Genomic DNA, 15,968 nt, shown 5'->3' with positions numbered 1-15,968 from the left:
GGCGAGCTCGCGGCCCTGCTGGCGGAGCTGGTGGAGCGGCACTTCGCGACGCGCCTGACCGACGCCGAGCTCGCCCAGCTCGCGATCCTGATGACGACGTCAGCGACGTCGACGCGCGGTGGAGCGCGCGTCCACGTCCAGCGCTTCGGCACCTTCCTCTCGGGAATGGTCATGCCGAACATCGCGGCCTTCATCGCCTGGGGCTTCATCACGGCCCTCTTCATCCAGACCGGATGGCTCCCGCTCCTCGGCATCGACGCCACCTGGGTCCAGCAGTTCGGCGGCTGGAGCACGGATCCCGACGTGGTCAACACCGGCCTCGTCGCCCCGATGATCACCTACCTCCTCCCGCTCCTCATCGCGAACACCGGCGGCCGCATGGTCTACGGCGCCCGCGGAGGCGTGGTCGGCACCATCGCGACCATGGGCGTCATCGTCGGCGCCGGGATCCCGATGTTCATCGGCGCCATGATCATGGGCCCGCTGTCGGCGTGGCTCATGAAGAAGGTCGACTCGATCTGGGACGGCAAGATCAAGCCCGGCTTCGAGATGCTGGTCAACAACTTCTCCGCCGGAATCCTCGGCCTCCTGCTCGCGCTCCTCGCCTTCGCGGGCGTCGCGCCGCTCGTGGTCGGCCTCTCGACCGCCCTCGGCGCGGGCGTGGAGTTCCTGGTCAACGCGGGCCTGCTCCCGCTGACCTCGCTCTTCATCGAGCCGGCGAAGATCCTCTTCCTCAACAACGCCATCAACCACGGCATCCTCACGCCGCTGGGCGTGCAGCAGGCGGAGGAGGCGGGCAAGTCCTACCTCTTCCTCCTCGAGGCCAACCCCGGCCCCGGCATGGGCGTGCTCCTGGCCTTCGCGTTCTTCGGCGTCGGCGCGGCCCGCGCCTCCGCTCCCGGTGCGGCGATCATCCACTTCATCGGCGGCATCCACGAGATCTACTTCCCGTACGTGCTGATGAAGCCGGCGCTGCTCGCGGCCGTCATCCTCGGCGGTGCGACCGGTGTCGCGACGAACGTCGCGTTCAACTCCGGCCTCCGCGCCCCCGCCTCGCCCGGCTCGATCATCGCGGTGCTCCTGCAGACCGCGAACGACAGCTTCCTCGGCGTCATCCTCTCGGTGATCCTCGCGACCGCCGTGTCGTTCCTGGTGGCCTCGGTCATCATCCGGTCCGGCCGCAAGCGCGACCTGGCCGCGGAGCAGGAGGGCGACGACAAGCTCGCGGCCGCCGTCGCCGCCAACGAGGCGAACAAGGGCAAGGAGAGCGCCGTCGGCTCGCTCATCAACGCCCGCGGCGCCAACGCTCCGCAGGACTCGGCCGGCGCCTCGACCGCGGGGGCCACGGCCACCGCGACCCAGGTCCGGAACATCGTCTTCGCCTGCGACGCCGGCATGGGCTCGTCCGCGATGGGCGCCTCGGTGCTGCGGAACAAGATGAAGAAGGCGGGCTTCGAGGACGTCACGGTCACCAACAAGGCGATCGCCGCTCTCGAGGACGACGTGGACCTGGTCATCACCCAGGCTGAGCTCACGGAGCGCGCCCGCCAGCGCACCCCGGGCGCCATCCACGTCTCCGTGGACAACTTCATGAACAGCCCGAAGTACGACGAGGTCGTCTCGCTGGTCGCGGAGCAGCACGGCAAGTAGTACGCCAACCATTCGGAGGGAACCCGTAGGGTGCGACAGAGCGGACACGCTCCGCTCGCCCCTGCGGGTTCCCTCGCTGTCAGCACCTCCACGGAAGGACGCACCCCATGAGCGACGTGCTCACCATCGGACAGATCGACGCCTCCGGCACCGCCACCACGAAGGAGGCCGCCATCAAGGAGGCCGCCGACATGCTGGTCGGCGTCGGCGCGGTCACCCCCGCCTACTACGAGGCCATGCTCGCCCGCGAGGCGACCGTCTCGACCTACATGGGCAACCTGCTCGCCATCCCGCACGGCACCAACGACGCGAAGGACGAGATCCGCTCCTCCGCCCTCTCGTTCGTGCGCTACTCGCAGCCGATCGACTGGGACGGCAACGAGGTGCGCTTCGTCGTCGGCATCGCCGGCGTCGACAACGAGCACCTCGAGATCCTCTCCAAGATCGCGATCATCTTCTCGGAGGAGGACGAGGTTCAGAAGCTCCTCGACGCCCCGGACGCGCAGTCGCTCTACAGCCTGCTGGGCGAGGTCAACTCCTGATGCCCACCGCCGTCCACTTCGGCGCCGGCAACATCGGCCGCGGCTTCGTCGGCCTGATCCTGCACGGCGCCGGCTACGAGCTCGTCTTCGCCGACGTCAACTCCGAGCTGATCGGCCGCCTCGCCGCCGCCGACAGCTACGAGGTGCACGAGGTGGGGGAGGAGGCGGCCACGCACGTCGTCGACCGCTTCCGCGCGATCGACTCGGCCGCCGACGAGGAGGCGCTCGTCCGCGAGATCGCCGCCGCCGACATCGTCACCACGGCCGTCGGCCCGAACATCCTGCGCTTCGTCGCCCCCGTCATCGCGAAGGGCCTCGCCGCCCGCGACGAGTCGGCGCCGCGGCTGGCGATCATGGCCTGCGAGAACGCGATCAACGCCACGCGCCTCCTGCAGACCGAGGTCGCCGCGAACCTCGGCGCGGACGAGTGGGAGCGCCTGCGCACCCGCGCCGTCTTCGCCGACACCGCGGTGGACCGCATCGTCCCGAACCAGGACCCGGGCCAGGGCCTGGACGTGACGGTGGAGAGCTTCTTCGAGTGGGTCGTCGACCGCACTCCCTTCGAGGGCACCGAGCCGGAGATCCCGGGCGCGACCTGGGTCGACGACCTCGAGCCGTTCATCGAGCGGAAGCTCTTCACCGTGAACACCGGCCACGCGACGGCCGCCTACACCGGCTTCGCGGCCGGAGCGCACAAGCTCTCCGACGCGCTGGCGATGCCCGAGGTGCACGACGCGGTCAAGGCCGCGCTCGAGGACACCAAGGCGCTCATCGTGGCCAAGCACGGCTTCAGCGACGAGGAGCAGCAGGCCTACCTCGAGAAGACGCTGAAGCGCTTCGCCAACCCGTACCTGACCGACACGGTCGACCGGGTGGGACGCCAGCCGCTGCGGAAGCTGTCGCGGCACGAGCGCTTCATCGGACCGGCAGCCGAGCTCGCCGAGCGCGGGCGCACGCCGGAGGGCCTGCTCGCCGCGATCGGCGCCGCGCTGCGCTTCGACGTGCCCGAGGACCCCCAGAGCGTGGAGCTCCACGAGAAGCTGGCCGCGCTCACCCCGGAGGAGTTCGTGGCGGAGGTCACCGGCCTCACGGCCGAGCATCCGCTCTTCGACCGGGTCGTGGCGGTCGTCCGCGGCTAGTCCCGTGGCCGCACGACGGTGAACGACGACGAGGTCCCCTGCTTCCCGCGGGGGACCTCGTCGTCTGCGGCGGCTCGGGCGGAGCGCTAGAACAGCCGCCAGCGCGTGAGCGGCCAGGCCACGGCGAAGACGCGTCCGGTGACCCTGTCGATCGGCACGGTCTTCACGCATGTGTCGATCGGCCCGCCGGCGCCGCGGCACTCGCCGAGCGAGTCGTTGGAGTTCGACCGGTGGTCGCCCAGGACGAAGAGGGAGCCCTCGGGGACGGTGTACTCGTCGAAGCAGCGGAGGGACGCGGGGCTCGTCGTGCAGTCGAGGGTCCCGGGGGTGAAGGGGAAGTCCTCGAACACGTAGGACTCGTCCAGCGGCTTCCCGTCGACCAGCACGTGCCCCTCGGCGTCGCAGCAGGAGACGGTGTGGCCCCCCTCGGCGATCAGTCTCTTGACGAGGAACTCCTCGTGGGAGGGGCCGATGCTGGTGACGTCGCCGAAGGTCTTCACGATCTCGGAGAGGGGGCTGCCGGCCTCGTCGCTCGCGCCCCAGTCGGCGTCGCGCGAGAAGACGACGATCTGCCCCTCCTCCGGCCCGCCCTGGAGGGCGAGGGTGCGGTCGACCAGGATGCGGTCGCCGAAGAACCCTCCGCCCTGGAGGGTGTTCTCCATCGAGCCGGTCGGCACCGTGTACACCTTCACGAAGAAGGTCTGCACCAGGGCGATGACCGCGATCGCCGCCAGGATCGTCACCACCGGGTGCGAGTACCAGCTCCGCCTCGCGGTCGCGGACCTCGTCGTGCGCGCCATGTGCTCTCCCTCCGGCTCGACGGAGCCAGCCTAGGCGGCGGCGGACGCAGGGCCGGGCAAGGGGCGCGCGTCGGGGCGGAGGCGGAGGAGGGGGCGACACGCCCGAGGTGGCGGAGCGGCCGCGATTCGCGTAGCATCGACCCTTGGTGTTTTGCGCGTGCTCCGGCATGCCCGCGAACCCCGATCCGGGCTCTCGCCCGGTGGTGGCTCGTCGCGGAAACATTCGCACGACCAGTACACACACTACTTCCGAACGACAGTGAGGCTATGGCCAAAAAAGACGGTGTCATCGAAATCGAAGGTGCGGTTGTCGAGGCGCTCCCCAACGCGATGTTCCGCGTGGAGCTGACCAACGGACACAAAGTTCTCGCCCATATCTCGGGCAAGATGCGTCAGCACTACATCCGGATCCTCCCCGAGGACCGGGTGATCGTGGAGCTGAGCCCCTACGACCTGACCCGCGGCCGGATCGTCTACCGCTACAAGTAGACGTTCGCTCCGCTGACGTTCGCGACGTGCGTGTCCTGTAAGGAACGGCCCCGGCATCCGCCGGGAGCACGACGCCAGCGAAAACAAGGACAAGAACAATGAAGGTCAACCCCAGCGTCAAGCGCATCTGCGACCACTGCAAGATCATCCGCCGCCACGGCAACGTGATGGTCATCTGCAGCAGCAACCCCCGCCACAAGCAGCGCCAGGGCTAGTCCCGCTGCTTCCGCAAGGGAGCGCAGGGGCGGCGTGCCGCCCCACTGCACAACTGAACACACCCGCAGCACCAGAAATCGCGCAGCACCCCGGCGACCCCGGGGTGGACGGCGAGGACACCTTCGGTCGGAGGCCGAGGCACCGGTGCTGCTTCACACCTCCACTCACTCACAGGAGAAGCCACAATGGCACGTCTGGCAGGAGTAGACATCCCGCGCGAGAAGCGCGTGGAGGTCGCACTGACCTACATCTACGGTGTCGGCCGCACTCGCGCGCTCAAGACCCTGAGCGACACCGGGATCGACGGCAACATCCGCGTCAAGGACCTCAGCGACGACCAGCTCGTCTCGCTCCGCGACTACATCGAGGGCAACTACAAGGTGGAGGGCGACCTCCGCCGCGAGGTCGCCGCCGACATCCGCCGCAAGGTCGAGATCGGCTCGTACGAGGGCCTCCGCCACCGTCGCGGCCTCCCGGTCCGTGGACAGCGCACCAAGACGAACGCGCGCACCCGCAAGGGACCCAAGCGCACCGTCGCCGGCAAGAAGAAGGCCGGCCGCAAGTAACGCGGGCGACACGGACCTAGAGGAGATACAGAATTGGCTACCCCCAAGTCGGCCGCGCGCAAGCCGCGCCGCAAGGAGAAGAAGAACATCGCTGTGGGCCAGGCCCACATCAAGTCGACGTTCAACAACACCATCGTCTCGATCACCGACCCCTCCGGGGCCGTCATCAGCTGGGCCTCGTCCGGTGGAGTCGGCTTCAAGGGCTCGCGCAAGTCGACGCCGTTCGCCGCCCAGCTCGCCGCCGAGTCGGCCGCGCGCCAGGCTCAGGAGCACGGCATGAAGAAGGTGGACGTCTTCGTGAAGGGCCCCGGCTCGGGTCGTGAGACCGCGATCCGCTCGCTCCAGGCCGCAGGCCTCGAGGTCGGCTCGATCAACGACGTCACCCCGCAGGCGCACAACGGCTGCCGCCCGCCCAAGCGTCGTCGCGTCTAAGCAGCACTCGCAGCCGTCGGCCGGCCGCACGAACCGCCTCCGGGCGGGGAGTGCGGCCGGCCGGCGGATCGCGCATTTCTTTCACAACTCCACACCTCGCAAACGCACGTGTCATATAGCGGACACGTGATCGAAAGGAATCATCAGTGCTTATCGCACAGCGTCCGACGCTCACCGAGGAGAACATCTCGGAGTTCCGTTCCCGCTTCGTCATCGAGCCCCTCGAGCCCGGCTTCGGCTACACGCTCGGCAACTCGCTGCGTCGCACCCTGCTGTCCTCCATCCCCGGCGCCGCTGTCACCAGCATCCGGATCGACGGAGTCCTGCACGAGTTCACGACCGTCCCGGGCGTCCGCGAGGACGTCACCGAGATCATCCTGAACATCAAGGGACTCGTCGTCTCCTCCGAGCACGACGAGCCGATCACTGCCTACCTGCGCAAGCAGGGAGCCGGCCAGGTCACCGCCGCGGACATCTCGGCTCCGGCCGGTGTCGAGATCCACAACCCGGAGCTCGTCATCGCCACGCTGAACGACAAGGCGAAGTTCGAGCTCGAGCTCACGATCGAGCGCGGCCGCGGCTACGTCTCGGCGACCCAGAACCGCAGCGAGTTCTCCGAGGCCGGCCAGATCCCGGTCGACTCGATCTACTCGCCAGTGCTGAAGGTCACCTACCGTGTCGAGGCCACCCGTGCCGGCGAGCGCACCGACTTCGACCGCCTGGTCGTGGACGTGGAGACCAAGGCGGCGATCTCGCCGCGCGACGCCATCGCCTCTGCCGGACGCACGCTGACCGAGCTGTTCGGTCTCGCCCGCGAGCTGAACAACGCGGCCGAGGGAATCGAGATCGGCCCCGCGCCGGTCGACGCGGTCCTCTCGACCGAGCTGTCCATGCCCATCGAGGACCTCGACCTCTCGGTGCGCAGCTACAACTGCCTCAAGCGCGAGGGCATCAACAACGTCAATGAGCTCGTCGCCCTCTCGGAGACGCAGCTCATGAACATCCGCAACTTCGGTCAGAAGTCGGTGGATGAGGTCAAGGAGAAGCTGACGGAGCTCGGCCTGTCGCTCAAGGACTCGGTCCCCGGGTTCGACGGCGCCCACTTCTACAGCTACGACGACGAGAGCATCTAGGTCCTCCGCTCCGGAGCCCCGGCTCCTCGCGTCCGACCTGCTGACACCCCTTTAGTACTGGAGTAAACCCATGCCCAAGCCCACCAAGGGCCCCCGCCTCGGAGGCGGACCCGCACACGAGCGCCTGCTGCTGGCGAACCTGGCCGCGGCCCTGTTCACGCACAAGAGCATCAAGACGACCGAGACCAAGGCCAAGCGCCTTCGTCCGCTCGCCGAGCGCCTGGTGACCTTCGCCAAGCGCGGCGACCTGCACGCCCGCCGTCGCGTCCTCGCGACGATCGGCGACAAGTCGGTCGTCCACGAGCTCTTCACCGAGATCGCTCCGCTCGTCGCCGAGCGCGAGGGCGGCTACACCCGCATCACCAAGATCGGCCCCCGCAAGGGAGACAACGCGCCCATGGCCGTGATCGAGCTCGTCCTCGAGCCCGTCACCCCCAAGGCGAAGAAGTCGCGCACCACCGCGGCGCCCGTGTCCGCTCCGGTGGACGAGGCCCCCGCCGAGGAGCCCACTGCCGAGGAGACCCCCGTCGAGGAGGCGCCCGTGCAGGACGCTCCCGTCGAGGACGCCGCGCAGGACGCTCCTGTCGAGGAGACCGGCGCGACCAAGTAGTCACGCCCCCTCTGCCGAGAGCCCTCCGTCCCCTCCGGGGCGGGGGGCTCTCGTCGTTCCACGGGGCCGAGTGGCGAGAATCGTCGCTTACGATGGCACGGCTGCGCTCGTCGGGTGCGGCCGCGTCACGACCGGCGCTCCCGGGGTCCGCCCCGACGATCCTCGGAGGACTCCTGTGCGACTGCCCTCCTCGGCTGCTGCGGCGGTCCTCGCCCTGGCACTCGCGGGCGGAGTGAGCGGCTGCGCCTCCGGCGAGGTGATCGACGTGCCGGAGTCGGCGGGCCTCGCGAGCACGCCTCCGGTACCGTCGGCCGCACCGACCGTGCCCTCCGTGCCCTCCGTGCCGTCGAGCGAGGGCGTGGACTGCGCGACCGCTCTCCCCGCCTCCCTCGTCGAGCAGGAGGCCGGCTCGACGGCGGGTACCGTGTCGATCACCGCCGCGGAAGACACGTGCTCCTACGCCGTCGACGGCGGCGATCCGGTCGTCGTGCTGACGCTGCACCGCGGGCCCCTCGTCGAGACCTTCACCGGTGCGGGCGAGGCGCTCGGCGCCGTGCCGGTCTCGCTGGGCACGGCCGCCTACGGGGTGCAGGGCATCGCCTCCGCTCCCTCCGAGCTGGCCGTGCTCGCAGGCGGCGGGGAGGCGCGGATCGTCTCCTCGGTCGGCGAGCAGTCGACGCTGGTCGGCTGGGCGGTCTCGGCCCTGGCGACTGTCGACGTCCCGCTCGCGGTCGCCTGAGCCGCGACCACGGCGCGCTCTACACTCGTCTGATGCTCCACCGCGTCCGCCTCGACCTGGCCTACGACGGCTCGCACTTCTCCGGGTGGGCCAAACAGCCCGGCCTCCGCACCGTGCAGGGGGTGCTCGAGGAGTCGCTCGCCCTGGTGCTGCGCTCCGAGCAGCACCCGACCGTGACGGTCGCCGGGCGCACCGACGTCGGCGTGCACGCCAGCGCCCAGGTCGCCCACGTCGACCTCACCCCCGAGCAGTGGGGCCGCATCAGCACCGGCCGGCGCCGACCGGGGGAGGAGCCGTTCCCGCCCGCGTCGATCCTGGAGCGGCGGCTCCGCGGGATCCTCGGGCAGTACACCGACGTCTCGGTGCACCGGGTGACGGAGGCGCCGGAGGGGTTCGACGCGAGGTTCTCGGCGCGCTGGCGGCGGTACGAGTACCGGCTGGCCGACGCCTCCTCGATGCGCCACCCGCTCGACCGCACGTACACCACCTGGATCACCGACTCCCTCGACCTCGACGCGATGTCGGCCGCGGCCCGCTCGCTCCTGGGCCTGCACGACTACGCGTCGTTCTGCCGTGCCCGCGCAGGGGCCACCACCATCCGGAGCCTGCTCGACTTCACCTGGGAGCGAGACGCCGACGGAGTCCTGCACGCCCACCTGCGCGCGGACGCCTTCTGCCACAGCATGGTGCGGGCCCTCGTGGGGGCGTGCGTCGCGGTCGGCGCCGGGAAGCTCGAGGCGGGGGCGGTCCCGCTGCTCCGGGACGCCGCCAGACGGACCAACGCGTTCGCGGTGATGCCGGCCCGCGGCCTCATCCTCCGCGAGGTCGACTACCCCGAGGACGACGCGCTCGCCGAGCGGGCCCTGCTCACCCGCGCGAAGCGCACCGTGCGGACCGAGGGGCCGGACCCGGAGGACTCGGAGTGAGGCGAGGGCGCGCGCCCGCGCCCCGCGACCCGTGGCGGCTCGGGTCGCACCTCCCGCCGCCGGAGCCCCTGCCGCCACGATCCGTGCTTGGCCGCACGGGGGCTTTGCTGTAATGTCGACCCTTGGTGTTTTCGGCCGTGTGCCGAGCGCCCGAAGTTGAGCCCTCCACCGGATCGGTTCGGCCCCTCGCGGGTCGAACGGCCACGGAGCGGGATCCACGAACACCTCACTCCGACCAGAAAGCAGCACTCACGTGACTCGCACTTTTTCTCCGAAGCCGGCTGACGTCCAGCACGACTGGATCGTCATCGACGCGTCCGACGTCGTGCTCGGCCGTCTCGCCACCCACGCCGCGGCGCTCCTGCGCGGCAAGCACAAGGCCACCTTCGCGCCGCACATGGACATGGGCGACTTCGTCATCATCGTCAACGCGGAGAAGGTCGCCCTCACCGGCCAGAAGCTCCTCCAGAAGAAGGCCTACCGCCACTCCGGCTACCCGGGCGGCCTCTCGGCCACCACGTACGCCGAGCTCCTCGAGAAGAACCCGGTCCGCGCCGTCGAGAAGGCCATCCGCGGCATGCTCCCCAAGAACTCCCTCGGCCGCGCCCAGCTGCGCAAGCTGAAGGTCTACACGGGATCCGAGCACCCCCACGCGGCCCAGCAGCCGCAGGCGTACGCCTTCACCCAGGTCGCCCAGTAGGCTCCGGCCCTCCCCGACATCCCAGACTTCGAAGACAAAGGATCACCTACACCGTGGCGAAGATCGCAGACCAGATCGACGTGGCTCCCGAGAGCTACTCCACCGAAAGCCCGGCCACCGAGGCGTCCACGACGCCCCGCGCCGTCCTCAACGTCTCCGGCGCAGCCGTGGGCCGACGCAAGCAGGCCATCGCCCGCGTGCGCCTCGTCCCCGGCAACGGCGGCATGACCGTCAACGCCCGCGAGTTCGCGGAGTACTTCCCCAACAAGCTGCACCAGCAGCTGATCACCGACCCCTTCAAGGTGCTCGACCTGATCGGCTCCTACGACGTGGTCGCCAAGATCACCGGCGGCGGCCCCTCCGGCCAGGCCGGCGCGCTGCGCCTCGCCATCGCCCGTGCCCTCAACGAGATCGACCGCGAGAACAACCGCGCGATCCTGAAGAAGGCGGGCTTCCTGACCCGCGACGCCCGCGTCATCGAGCGCAAGAAGGCCGGTCTCAAGAAGGCCCGCAAGGCGTCCCAGTTCTCGAAGCGCTAGTCGACGCGGCCTGACGGCCGCACGACCAGCAGCTCGAGAAGGGACTGCGCACCATGCCGCGCCTGTTCGGAACAGACGGCGTCCGTGGCCTCGCTAATCGCGAGGTCACGGCCGACCTGGCTCTCGGCCTCGCCCAGGCGGCCGCCCGTGTACTCGGAGCGGCCGCCCGGGCCGAGGGCCGTCGGCCCGTCGCCGTGCTCGCCCGCGACCCCCGCATCTCCGGTCAGTTCATCGGAGCCGCGGTCGCGGCGGGTCTCGCGAGCGCTGGAGTCGACGTGCTCGACGCCGGCGTCATCCCGACGCCCGCCACCGCCTACCTCATCGCCGACGAGAACGCCGACTTCGGCGTGATGATCTCGGCCTCGCACAATCCCGCCGCCGACAACGGCATCAAGTTCTTCGCCGCAGGCGGACGCAAACTCCCGGACGAGCTCGAGAACCGCATCGAAGCGGCCCTCGGAGTCCCCCCGCTCACGCCGACCGGAGCCGACGTCGGCCGCATCACCCGCTTCTCCGACGCGGAGGACCGTTACGTCCTCCACCTGCTCGGATCCCTCGAGGGCACCCGTCTCGACGGCCTGCACGTGGTCATCGACTGCGCGCACGGCGCCGCCGCCGGCATCTCGCCCCAAGTGTTCACCGACGCCGGAGCGACCGTCACCGTCATCGGCAACGACCCCGACGGCCTCAACATCAACGACGGAGTGGGCTCCACCCACCTCGACAACGTCGCCGACGCCGTCCGCGCGGCCGGCGCCGACATCGGCATCGCCCACGACGGCGACGCCGACCGCTGCCTCGCAGTGGACGCCGAGGGCCGCATCGTCGACGGCGACCAGATCATGGCGATCCTCGCGACAGCCATGGCCCGCCGCGGCGCCCTGCGCGACGACGTCCTCGTGGCCACCGTCATGAGCAACCTCGGCCTCAAGCTCGCCATGCGCGCCGCCGGCATCCGCGTCATCGAGACCGCGGTCGGCGACCGCTACGTCCTCGAGGCGATGAACGACGGCGGCTACTCGCTCGGCGGGGAGCAGTCCGGCCACGTCATCATGAGCCGCTACGCCACCACCGGCGACGGGGTGCTCACCGGCCTCCAGCTCGCGGCCGAGATGGCCCGGACCGGACGCACGATCGCCGACCTGGCCGCAGTCATGTCCGTCTTCCCGCAGACCCTCCTCAACGTGCGCGGCGTCGACCGCGAGGGCGTCCGCGACGACGAGGTCATCGCCTCCGCCGTCGCCGACGCCACCGCCGAGCTCGGCAGCGACGGCCGCGTGCTCCTGCGCCCCTCCGGCACCGAGCCGATGGTGCGCGTCATGGTCGAGGCGAAGACGCAGGAGACGGCCGACCGCCTCGCCGAATCGCTCGCCGCGGTCGTGCTCGAGCGGCTGCGTTCTTAAGGAGCCGCTCCCTGCGCGGCTCCTCGCGGTCGGCTTGGGGAGGTGGTCGCGATGGGTGGAGCGGGGTGCGTTCGCCGCGGGTGAATCGCTTGGCACGCGGCTGTGTTCGTTGCGGGGCCGCTCCCTGCGCGGCCCCTCGCGGTCGGCTTCGCGAGGTGGTTGCGATGGGTGGAGCGGGGCGCGTTCGCCGCGGGTGAATCGCTTGGCACGCGATTCCCACGACGGCGGTGTTCGTTACGGGGGCCGCTCCCCGCGCGGCCCTTCGCGGTCGGCTTCGCGAGGTGGTTGCGATGGCTGGAGCGGGGCGCGTTCGCCGCGGGTGAATCGCTTGGCACGCGATTCCCACGACGGCTGTGTTCGTTGCGGGGCCGCTCCCTGCGCGGCCCCTCGCGGTCGGCTTGGCGAGGTGGTTGCGATGGGTGGAGCGGGGCGCGTTCGCCGCGGGTGAATCGCTTGGCACGCGATTCCCACGACGGCTGTGTTCGTTGCGGGGCCGCTCCCTGCGCGGCCCCTCGCGGTCGGCTTGGCGAGGTGGTCACGATGGGTGGAGCGGGTCGCGTTCGCCGCGCGGGAATCGCTTGGCACGCGGCGGTGCTTGTTGCGGGGCCGCTCCTTGCGCGGCACCTCGCGGTCGGCTTCGCGAGGTGGTTGCACGGGTGGAGCGGGTCGCGTTCGCCGCGCGTGAATCGCTTGGCACGCGATTCCCGCCGACGGCTCGCGGGTGGTCCCGAGCCTGCACCGATCCTGCGGTGGAGGGGTTCGAGGAGGTCGGTGGCTGCGCGGTGCGCGCGGCGGCGAACAGCGACCGGGGGCGCGGTCAGATCTTGCGGAGGAGGACCGAGGAGACCGTGTGATCGGCCTGCTTGCGGAGGACCAGGCTCGCGCGGGAGCGGGTGGGGCGCACGTTCTGCAGCAGGTTCGGCTCGTTGATCGCGGCCCAGATGCTCCGCGCGCGCTCACGGGCCTCGTCCGGACTGAGCGCCGCGTAGCGGTGGAAGTAGGAGTTCGGATTCGCGAACGCGCCCTGCTGCAGGGTGAGGAAGCGCTCCTCGTACCAGCGCGCGATGTCGCTGGTCCGGGCGTCGACGTAGACGGTGAAGTCGAACAGGTCGCTGACCGCCAGGCCGTGACCGGGCACCGGCGGCTGCAGCACGTTCAGGCCCTCGACGATCAGCACGTCCGGCCGCCGCACGACGATCTCGGCGTCGGGGACGATGTCGTAGGAGAGGTGCGAGTAGAACGGCGCGCGCACCTCCGCGGCCCCGCCCTTCACCTCCGAGACGAAGCGCAGCAGCGCCCGCCGGTCGTACGACTCGGGGAAGCCCTTGCGGCTCATCAGACCGCGGCGCTCCAGCTCGCGGTTGGGCAGCAGGAAGCCGTCGGTGGTCACCAGCTCGACGCGGGGCGTGTCCTCCCAGCGGGCGAGCAGCTCCCGCAGCAGGCGCGCGATCGTCGACTTGCCCACCGCGACCGACCCCGCGACGCCGATCACGAACGGAGTCGGCTGCGCGCGCTCCCCGAGGAACGTGCTCGTCGCGCGGTGCAGGTGCCGCGCGCCACCGGCGTACAGGCTCAGCAGGCGCGAGAGCGGCAGGTAGACCTCCGCGACCTCGGTGAGGCTCAGCCGGTCGCCCAGCCCCCGCAGCTGCACGACCTCGGTCTCCGACAGCGGCAGCTCCGTGGTGCGGGCGAGCTCGGCCCAGTCGGAGCGGACGATCTCGACGAAGGGGGAGGGGTGCGCGTCGCGTGCGGGATCGCGAGGAGACGACGGCATGGGGACCGATCCTAGCGTCCGCCCCGCCGGGTGCCCGACGCCGCGGGAGGCGCCTCCGCGCCGCTTAGAATCGAGCGCATGTGTGGAATCGTTGGATACGTCGGTGAGCGCGACAGCCTGGCCGTGCTGCTCGGGGGCCTGAAGCGTCTGGAGTACCGCGGCTACGACTCGGCCGGCGTGGCCGTGATCGACGCCGACGGGCAGCTCGACAGCCGCAAGCGCTCGGGCAAGCTCAGCGTCCTCGTCGACGACCTCGAAGCGCACCCGCTGGCCGAGGGCACCACGGGCATCGGCCACACCCGCTGGGCGACGCACGGCGGCCCGACCGACCGCAACGCCCACCCCCACCTCGCGGACGAGGGCAGGCTCGCCGTCATCCACAACGGCATCATCGAGAACTTCCAGCCGCTCAAGGAGCAGCTGCTCGCCGAGGGCGCCGTCTTCGAGAGCGAGACCGACACCGAGGTCGCCGCGCACCTGATCGCCCGCGAGTACCGCCGCACCGGCGACCTCGTGCTCGCCTTCCAGGCCGTCGTCGCGCACCTCGAGGGCGCGTTCACCCTGCTCGCCCTGCACCAGGACCAGCCCGGCGTGGTCGTCGGCGCGCGCCGCAACTCGCCGCTCGTGATCGGCCTGGGCGACGGGGAGAACTTCCTCGGCTCCGACGTCGCGGCGTTCGTCGAGTTCACCCGCCGCGCGGTCGCCATCGGCCAGGACCAGATCGTCACGATCACCCCGGAGCTCGTCACGGTGACCGACTTCTTCGGCAACCCCGTCGAGACCGAGCCGTTCGAGATCGCCTGGGACGCGTCGGCGTCCGAGAAGGGCGGCTGGTCGAGCTTCATGGCCAAGGAGATCACCGAGGGCCCCGAGGCCGTCGCGAACACGCTCCGCGGCCGCATCCACGAGGGCGCGATCACGCTGCCGGAGCTCGACGCGCTCGGCCCGGTGCTGACGGAGATCGACCGCATCACGATCATCGCCTGCGGCACGGCCGCCTACTCGGGCATGGTCGCCAAGTACGCGATCGAGAAGTGGGCGCGCGTCCCCGTCGAGGTCGAGCTCAGCCACGAGTTCCGCTACCGCGACCCGGTGCTCACCCCGCGCACCCTCGTCGTCTCGATCAGCCAGTCCGGTGAGACGATGGACACGCTGATGGCGGTCAAGTACGCCCGCGAGCACGGCGCCAGGACGCTCTCGGTCTGCAACACCCAGGGCGCGACGATCCCACGCGAGTCGGACGCCGTGCTCTACACGCACGCGGGCCCGGAGGTGGCGGTCGCCTCGACCAAGGCCTTCGTCGCCCAGATCGCGGCGCTCTACCTCTTCGGGCTGCACCTGGCCGCGGTGCGCGGTGCCGCCTCCACCGAGCTCGTCGCCTCTCAGGCGGCCCAGCTCGCCGCGATCCCGGAGAAGCTCTCCCGCGTGCTCGACGCCTCCGACGACATCGCCCAGCTGGCCGGCTGGATGGCCGACACCCGTGCGGTGCTGTTCCTCGGCCGCCACGTCGGCTACCCGGTGGCGCTCGAGGGCGCGCTGAAGCTCAAGGAGCTCGCCTACATCCACGCCGAGGGCTTCGCGGCGGGCGAGCTCAAGCACGGCCCGATCGCGCTGATCGAGCCGGGCCAGGTCGTGTTCGTGATCGTGCCGAGCCCGAGCGAGTCGTACGAGCTGCAGCGCAAGGTGATCTCGAACATCCAGGAGATCAAGGCCCGCGGCGCCCGCGTCATCGCGATCGCGGAGCAGGGCGATACGGCCGCGATCCAGATCGCCGACGAGGTCGTGCCGATCCCGCTCGCCGACCCGCTGTTCGAGCCGCTGCTCGCCGTCACCCCGCTGCAGATGTTCGCGATGGAGCTCGCCGCCGCCAAGGGCCTCGACGTCGACCAGCCGCGCAATCTCGCCAAGTCGGTCACGGTCGAGTGATCGAGCCGTGATCGTGGGGATCGGGGTGGACGTCGTGGACCTCGCGCGCTTCGAGCGCTCGCTGACGCGCACGCCCCGGCTCCGCGACCGGCTGTTCGCCGAGAGCGAACGCTCGCTTCCCGTCGCCTCGCTGGCGGGCCGCTTCGCCGCCAAGGAGGCGCTGATCAAGGCGCTCGGCGACTCCGTGGGCGCCCGCTGGCACGACATGGTCGTCGAGCGGGACGAGCACGGGAATCCGTCCTTCGCGCTGCACGGCCCGGCCCGGGCGGCCGCGGAGGCGCGCGGGATCACGCGCCTGCACCTCTCGATGACGCACGACGCGGGCGTGGCCTGCGCGTTCGTGGTGGCCGAGTCGTGAGCGTCCCCGCGTCGTACCGAGAGGCG

General features: G+C 70.6%; 18 protein-coding genes. 16 read left to right on the top strand and 2 right to left on the bottom strand.

What is annotated here, in order from left to right; all coding sequences use genetic code 11:
• From C5C37_RS15085 to C5C37_RS15075, 3 genes are all read left to right on the top strand, one after another.
• Positions 1 to 1,650, top strand: a 1,650-nt coding sequence (locus C5C37_RS15085) for a PTS mannitol transporter subunit IICB (protein ID WP_308471057.1), incomplete at its 5' end; no start/stop codon positions are given.
• Between the two features lie 107 nt (positions 1,651 to 1,757).
• Complete coding sequence (locus tag C5C37_RS15080; protein WP_104310056.1) at positions 1,758 to 2,192, top strand: PTS sugar transporter subunit IIA; 435 nt, start codon at positions 1,758 to 1,760, stop codon at positions 2,190 to 2,192.
• The gene (locus C5C37_RS15075; RefSeq protein ID WP_104339189.1) at positions 2,192 to 3,331 is read left to right on the top strand and encodes a mannitol-1-phosphate 5-dehydrogenase; all 1,140 of its coding nucleotides are present in this window, start codon (positions 2,192 to 2,194) and stop codon (positions 3,329 to 3,331) included. The genes C5C37_RS15080 and C5C37_RS15075 overlap by 1 nt, the downstream gene beginning before the upstream one ends.
• An 86-nt stretch (positions 3,332 to 3,417) precedes the next feature.
• On the opposite strand, the gene lepB is transcribed toward C5C37_RS15075, so the two are convergent.
• Entirely contained in the window at positions 3,418 to 4,131 is a 714-nt protein-coding gene (gene lepB, locus C5C37_RS15070; protein WP_104224998.1) for a signal peptidase I, read from the bottom strand.
• A gap of 267 nt (positions 4,132 to 4,398) precedes the next feature.
• On the opposite strand from lepB, the gene infA reads away from it, so the two are divergent.
• The 11 genes from infA (at position 4,399) to glmM (ending at position 11,884) form a co-directional block, all read left to right on the top strand.
• A complete protein-coding gene (gene infA, locus C5C37_RS15065) occupies positions 4,399 to 4,620 on the top strand; it encodes a translation initiation factor IF-1 (RefSeq protein ID WP_022883252.1) in 222 nt (73 codons plus the stop codon).
• A gap of 98 nt (positions 4,621 to 4,718) precedes the next feature.
• Positions 4,719 to 4,835, top strand: a complete 117-nt coding sequence (gene rpmJ / locus C5C37_RS15060) for a 50S ribosomal protein L36 (protein WP_055787164.1) — start codon at positions 4,719 to 4,721, stop codon at positions 4,833 to 4,835.
• A 186-nt stretch (positions 4,836 to 5,021) separates the two neighbouring features.
• Positions 5,022 to 5,402: a 30S ribosomal protein S13 gene (gene rpsM, locus C5C37_RS15055; RefSeq protein WP_068251511.1), complete on the top strand. Its 381-nt coding sequence runs from the start codon at positions 5,022 to 5,024 to the stop codon at positions 5,400 to 5,402.
• Positions 5,403 to 5,435: 33 nt separating this feature from the next.
• Complete coding sequence (rpsK, locus tag C5C37_RS15050) at positions 5,436 to 5,834, top strand: 30S ribosomal protein S11 (protein WP_055787170.1); 399 nt, start codon at positions 5,436 to 5,438, stop codon at positions 5,832 to 5,834.
• A gap of 146 nt (positions 5,835 to 5,980) precedes the next feature.
• Positions 5,981 to 6,967, top strand: coding sequence for a DNA-directed RNA polymerase subunit alpha (locus C5C37_RS15045; RefSeq protein ID WP_104224999.1), 987 nt, complete (start codon positions 5,981 to 5,983; stop codon positions 6,965 to 6,967).
• 70 nt (positions 6,968 to 7,037) lie between these two features.
• Positions 7,038 to 7,577, top strand: a complete 540-nt coding sequence (gene rplQ / locus C5C37_RS15040) for a 50S ribosomal protein L17 (RefSeq protein ID WP_104339188.1) — start codon at positions 7,038 to 7,040, stop codon at positions 7,575 to 7,577.
• Positions 7,578 to 7,752: 175 nt separating this feature from the next.
• Positions 7,753 to 8,316 carry a hypothetical protein gene (locus tag C5C37_RS15035; RefSeq protein WP_104339187.1) on the top strand — a complete coding sequence of 188 codons (564 nt, stop codon included), beginning with the start codon at positions 7,753 to 7,755 and terminating at the stop codon, positions 8,314 to 8,316.
• A gap of 32 nt (positions 8,317 to 8,348) precedes the next feature.
• Entirely contained in the window at positions 8,349 to 9,242 is an 894-nt protein-coding gene (locus tag C5C37_RS15030) for a tRNA pseudouridine(38-40) synthase TruA (protein WP_104256576.1), read from the top strand.
• Positions 9,243 to 9,495: 253 nt separating this feature from the next.
• Entirely contained in the window at positions 9,496 to 9,942 is a 447-nt protein-coding gene (gene rplM / locus C5C37_RS15025) for a 50S ribosomal protein L13 (RefSeq protein WP_104225003.1), read from the top strand.
• 53 nt (positions 9,943 to 9,995) lie between these two features.
• Positions 9,996 to 10,481: a 30S ribosomal protein S9 gene (rpsI, locus tag C5C37_RS15020; RefSeq protein ID WP_104225004.1), complete on the top strand. Its 486-nt coding sequence runs from the start codon at positions 9,996 to 9,998 to the stop codon at positions 10,479 to 10,481.
• A 53-nt stretch (positions 10,482 to 10,534) separates the two neighbouring features.
• Complete coding sequence (gene glmM, locus C5C37_RS15015; RefSeq protein WP_104248196.1) at positions 10,535 to 11,884, top strand: phosphoglucosamine mutase; 1,350 nt, start codon at positions 10,535 to 10,537, stop codon at positions 11,882 to 11,884.
• Between the two features lie 817 nt (positions 11,885 to 12,701).
• Here the strand turns inward: glmM and coaA are convergent.
• Entirely contained in the window at positions 12,702 to 13,658 is a 957-nt protein-coding gene (coaA, locus tag C5C37_RS15010) for a type I pantothenate kinase (RefSeq protein WP_104234153.1), read from the bottom strand.
• 78 nt (positions 13,659 to 13,736) lie between these two features.
• Between coaA and glmS the strand changes: the two genes are divergently transcribed.
• Positions 13,737 to 15,584, top strand: coding sequence for a glutamine--fructose-6-phosphate transaminase (isomerizing) (glmS, locus tag C5C37_RS15005; RefSeq protein ID WP_104339186.1), 1,848 nt, complete (start codon positions 13,737 to 13,739; stop codon positions 15,582 to 15,584).
• A 7-nt stretch (positions 15,585 to 15,591) separates the two neighbouring features.
• Positions 15,592 to 15,942 carry a holo-ACP synthase gene (locus C5C37_RS15000; protein WP_104248197.1) on the top strand — a complete coding sequence of 117 codons (351 nt, stop codon included), beginning with the start codon at positions 15,592 to 15,594 and terminating at the stop codon, positions 15,940 to 15,942.
• The last annotated feature ends 26 nt before the right edge of the window (positions 15,943 to 15,968 follow it).

The organism is Rathayibacter sp. AY1F9 (assembly GCF_002932155.1).
In the GTDB taxonomy this organism is placed as follows: Bacteria; Actinomycetota; Actinomycetes; order Actinomycetales; family Microbacteriaceae; genus Rathayibacter.
This window is presented reverse-complemented; position numbering and strand designations above follow the sequence as displayed.

Excerpts from the sequence above, each read along its gene's own strand:
- C5C37_RS15075 (WP_104339189.1), top strand. The coding sequence starts at position 2,192 with ATGCCCACCGCCGTCCACTTCGGCGCCGGCAACATCGGCCGCGGCTTC.
- C5C37_RS15080 (WP_104310056.1), top strand. The coding sequence starts at position 1,758 with ATGAGCGACGTGCTCACCATCGGACAGATCGACGCCTCCGGCACCGCC.
- C5C37_RS15030 (WP_104256576.1), top strand. The coding sequence starts at position 8,349 with ATGCTCCACCGCGTCCGCCTCGACCTGGCCTACGACGGCTCGCACTTC.
- glmM (WP_104248196.1), top strand. The coding sequence starts at position 10,535 with ATGCCGCGCCTGTTCGGAACAGACGGCGTCCGTGGCCTCGCTAATCGC.
- infA (WP_022883252.1), top strand. The coding sequence starts at position 4,399 with ATGGCCAAAAAAGACGGTGTCATCGAAATCGAAGGTGCGGTTGTCGAG.
- rpmJ (WP_055787164.1), top strand. The coding sequence starts at position 4,719 with ATGAAGGTCAACCCCAGCGTCAAGCGCATCTGCGACCACTGCAAGATC.
- glmS (WP_104339186.1), top strand. The coding sequence starts at position 13,737 with ATGTGTGGAATCGTTGGATACGTCGGTGAGCGCGACAGCCTGGCCGTG.
- coaA (WP_104234153.1), bottom strand. The coding sequence starts at position 13,658 with ATGCCGTCGTCTCCTCGCGATCCCGCACGCGACGCGCACCCCTCCCCC.
- rplQ (WP_104339188.1), top strand. The coding sequence starts at position 7,038 with ATGCCCAAGCCCACCAAGGGCCCCCGCCTCGGAGGCGGACCCGCACAC.
- lepB (WP_104224998.1), bottom strand. The coding sequence starts at position 4,131 with ATGGCGCGCACGACGAGGTCCGCGACCGCGAGGCGGAGCTGGTACTCG.
- rpsM (WP_068251511.1), top strand. The coding sequence starts at position 5,022 with ATGGCACGTCTGGCAGGAGTAGACATCCCGCGCGAGAAGCGCGTGGAG.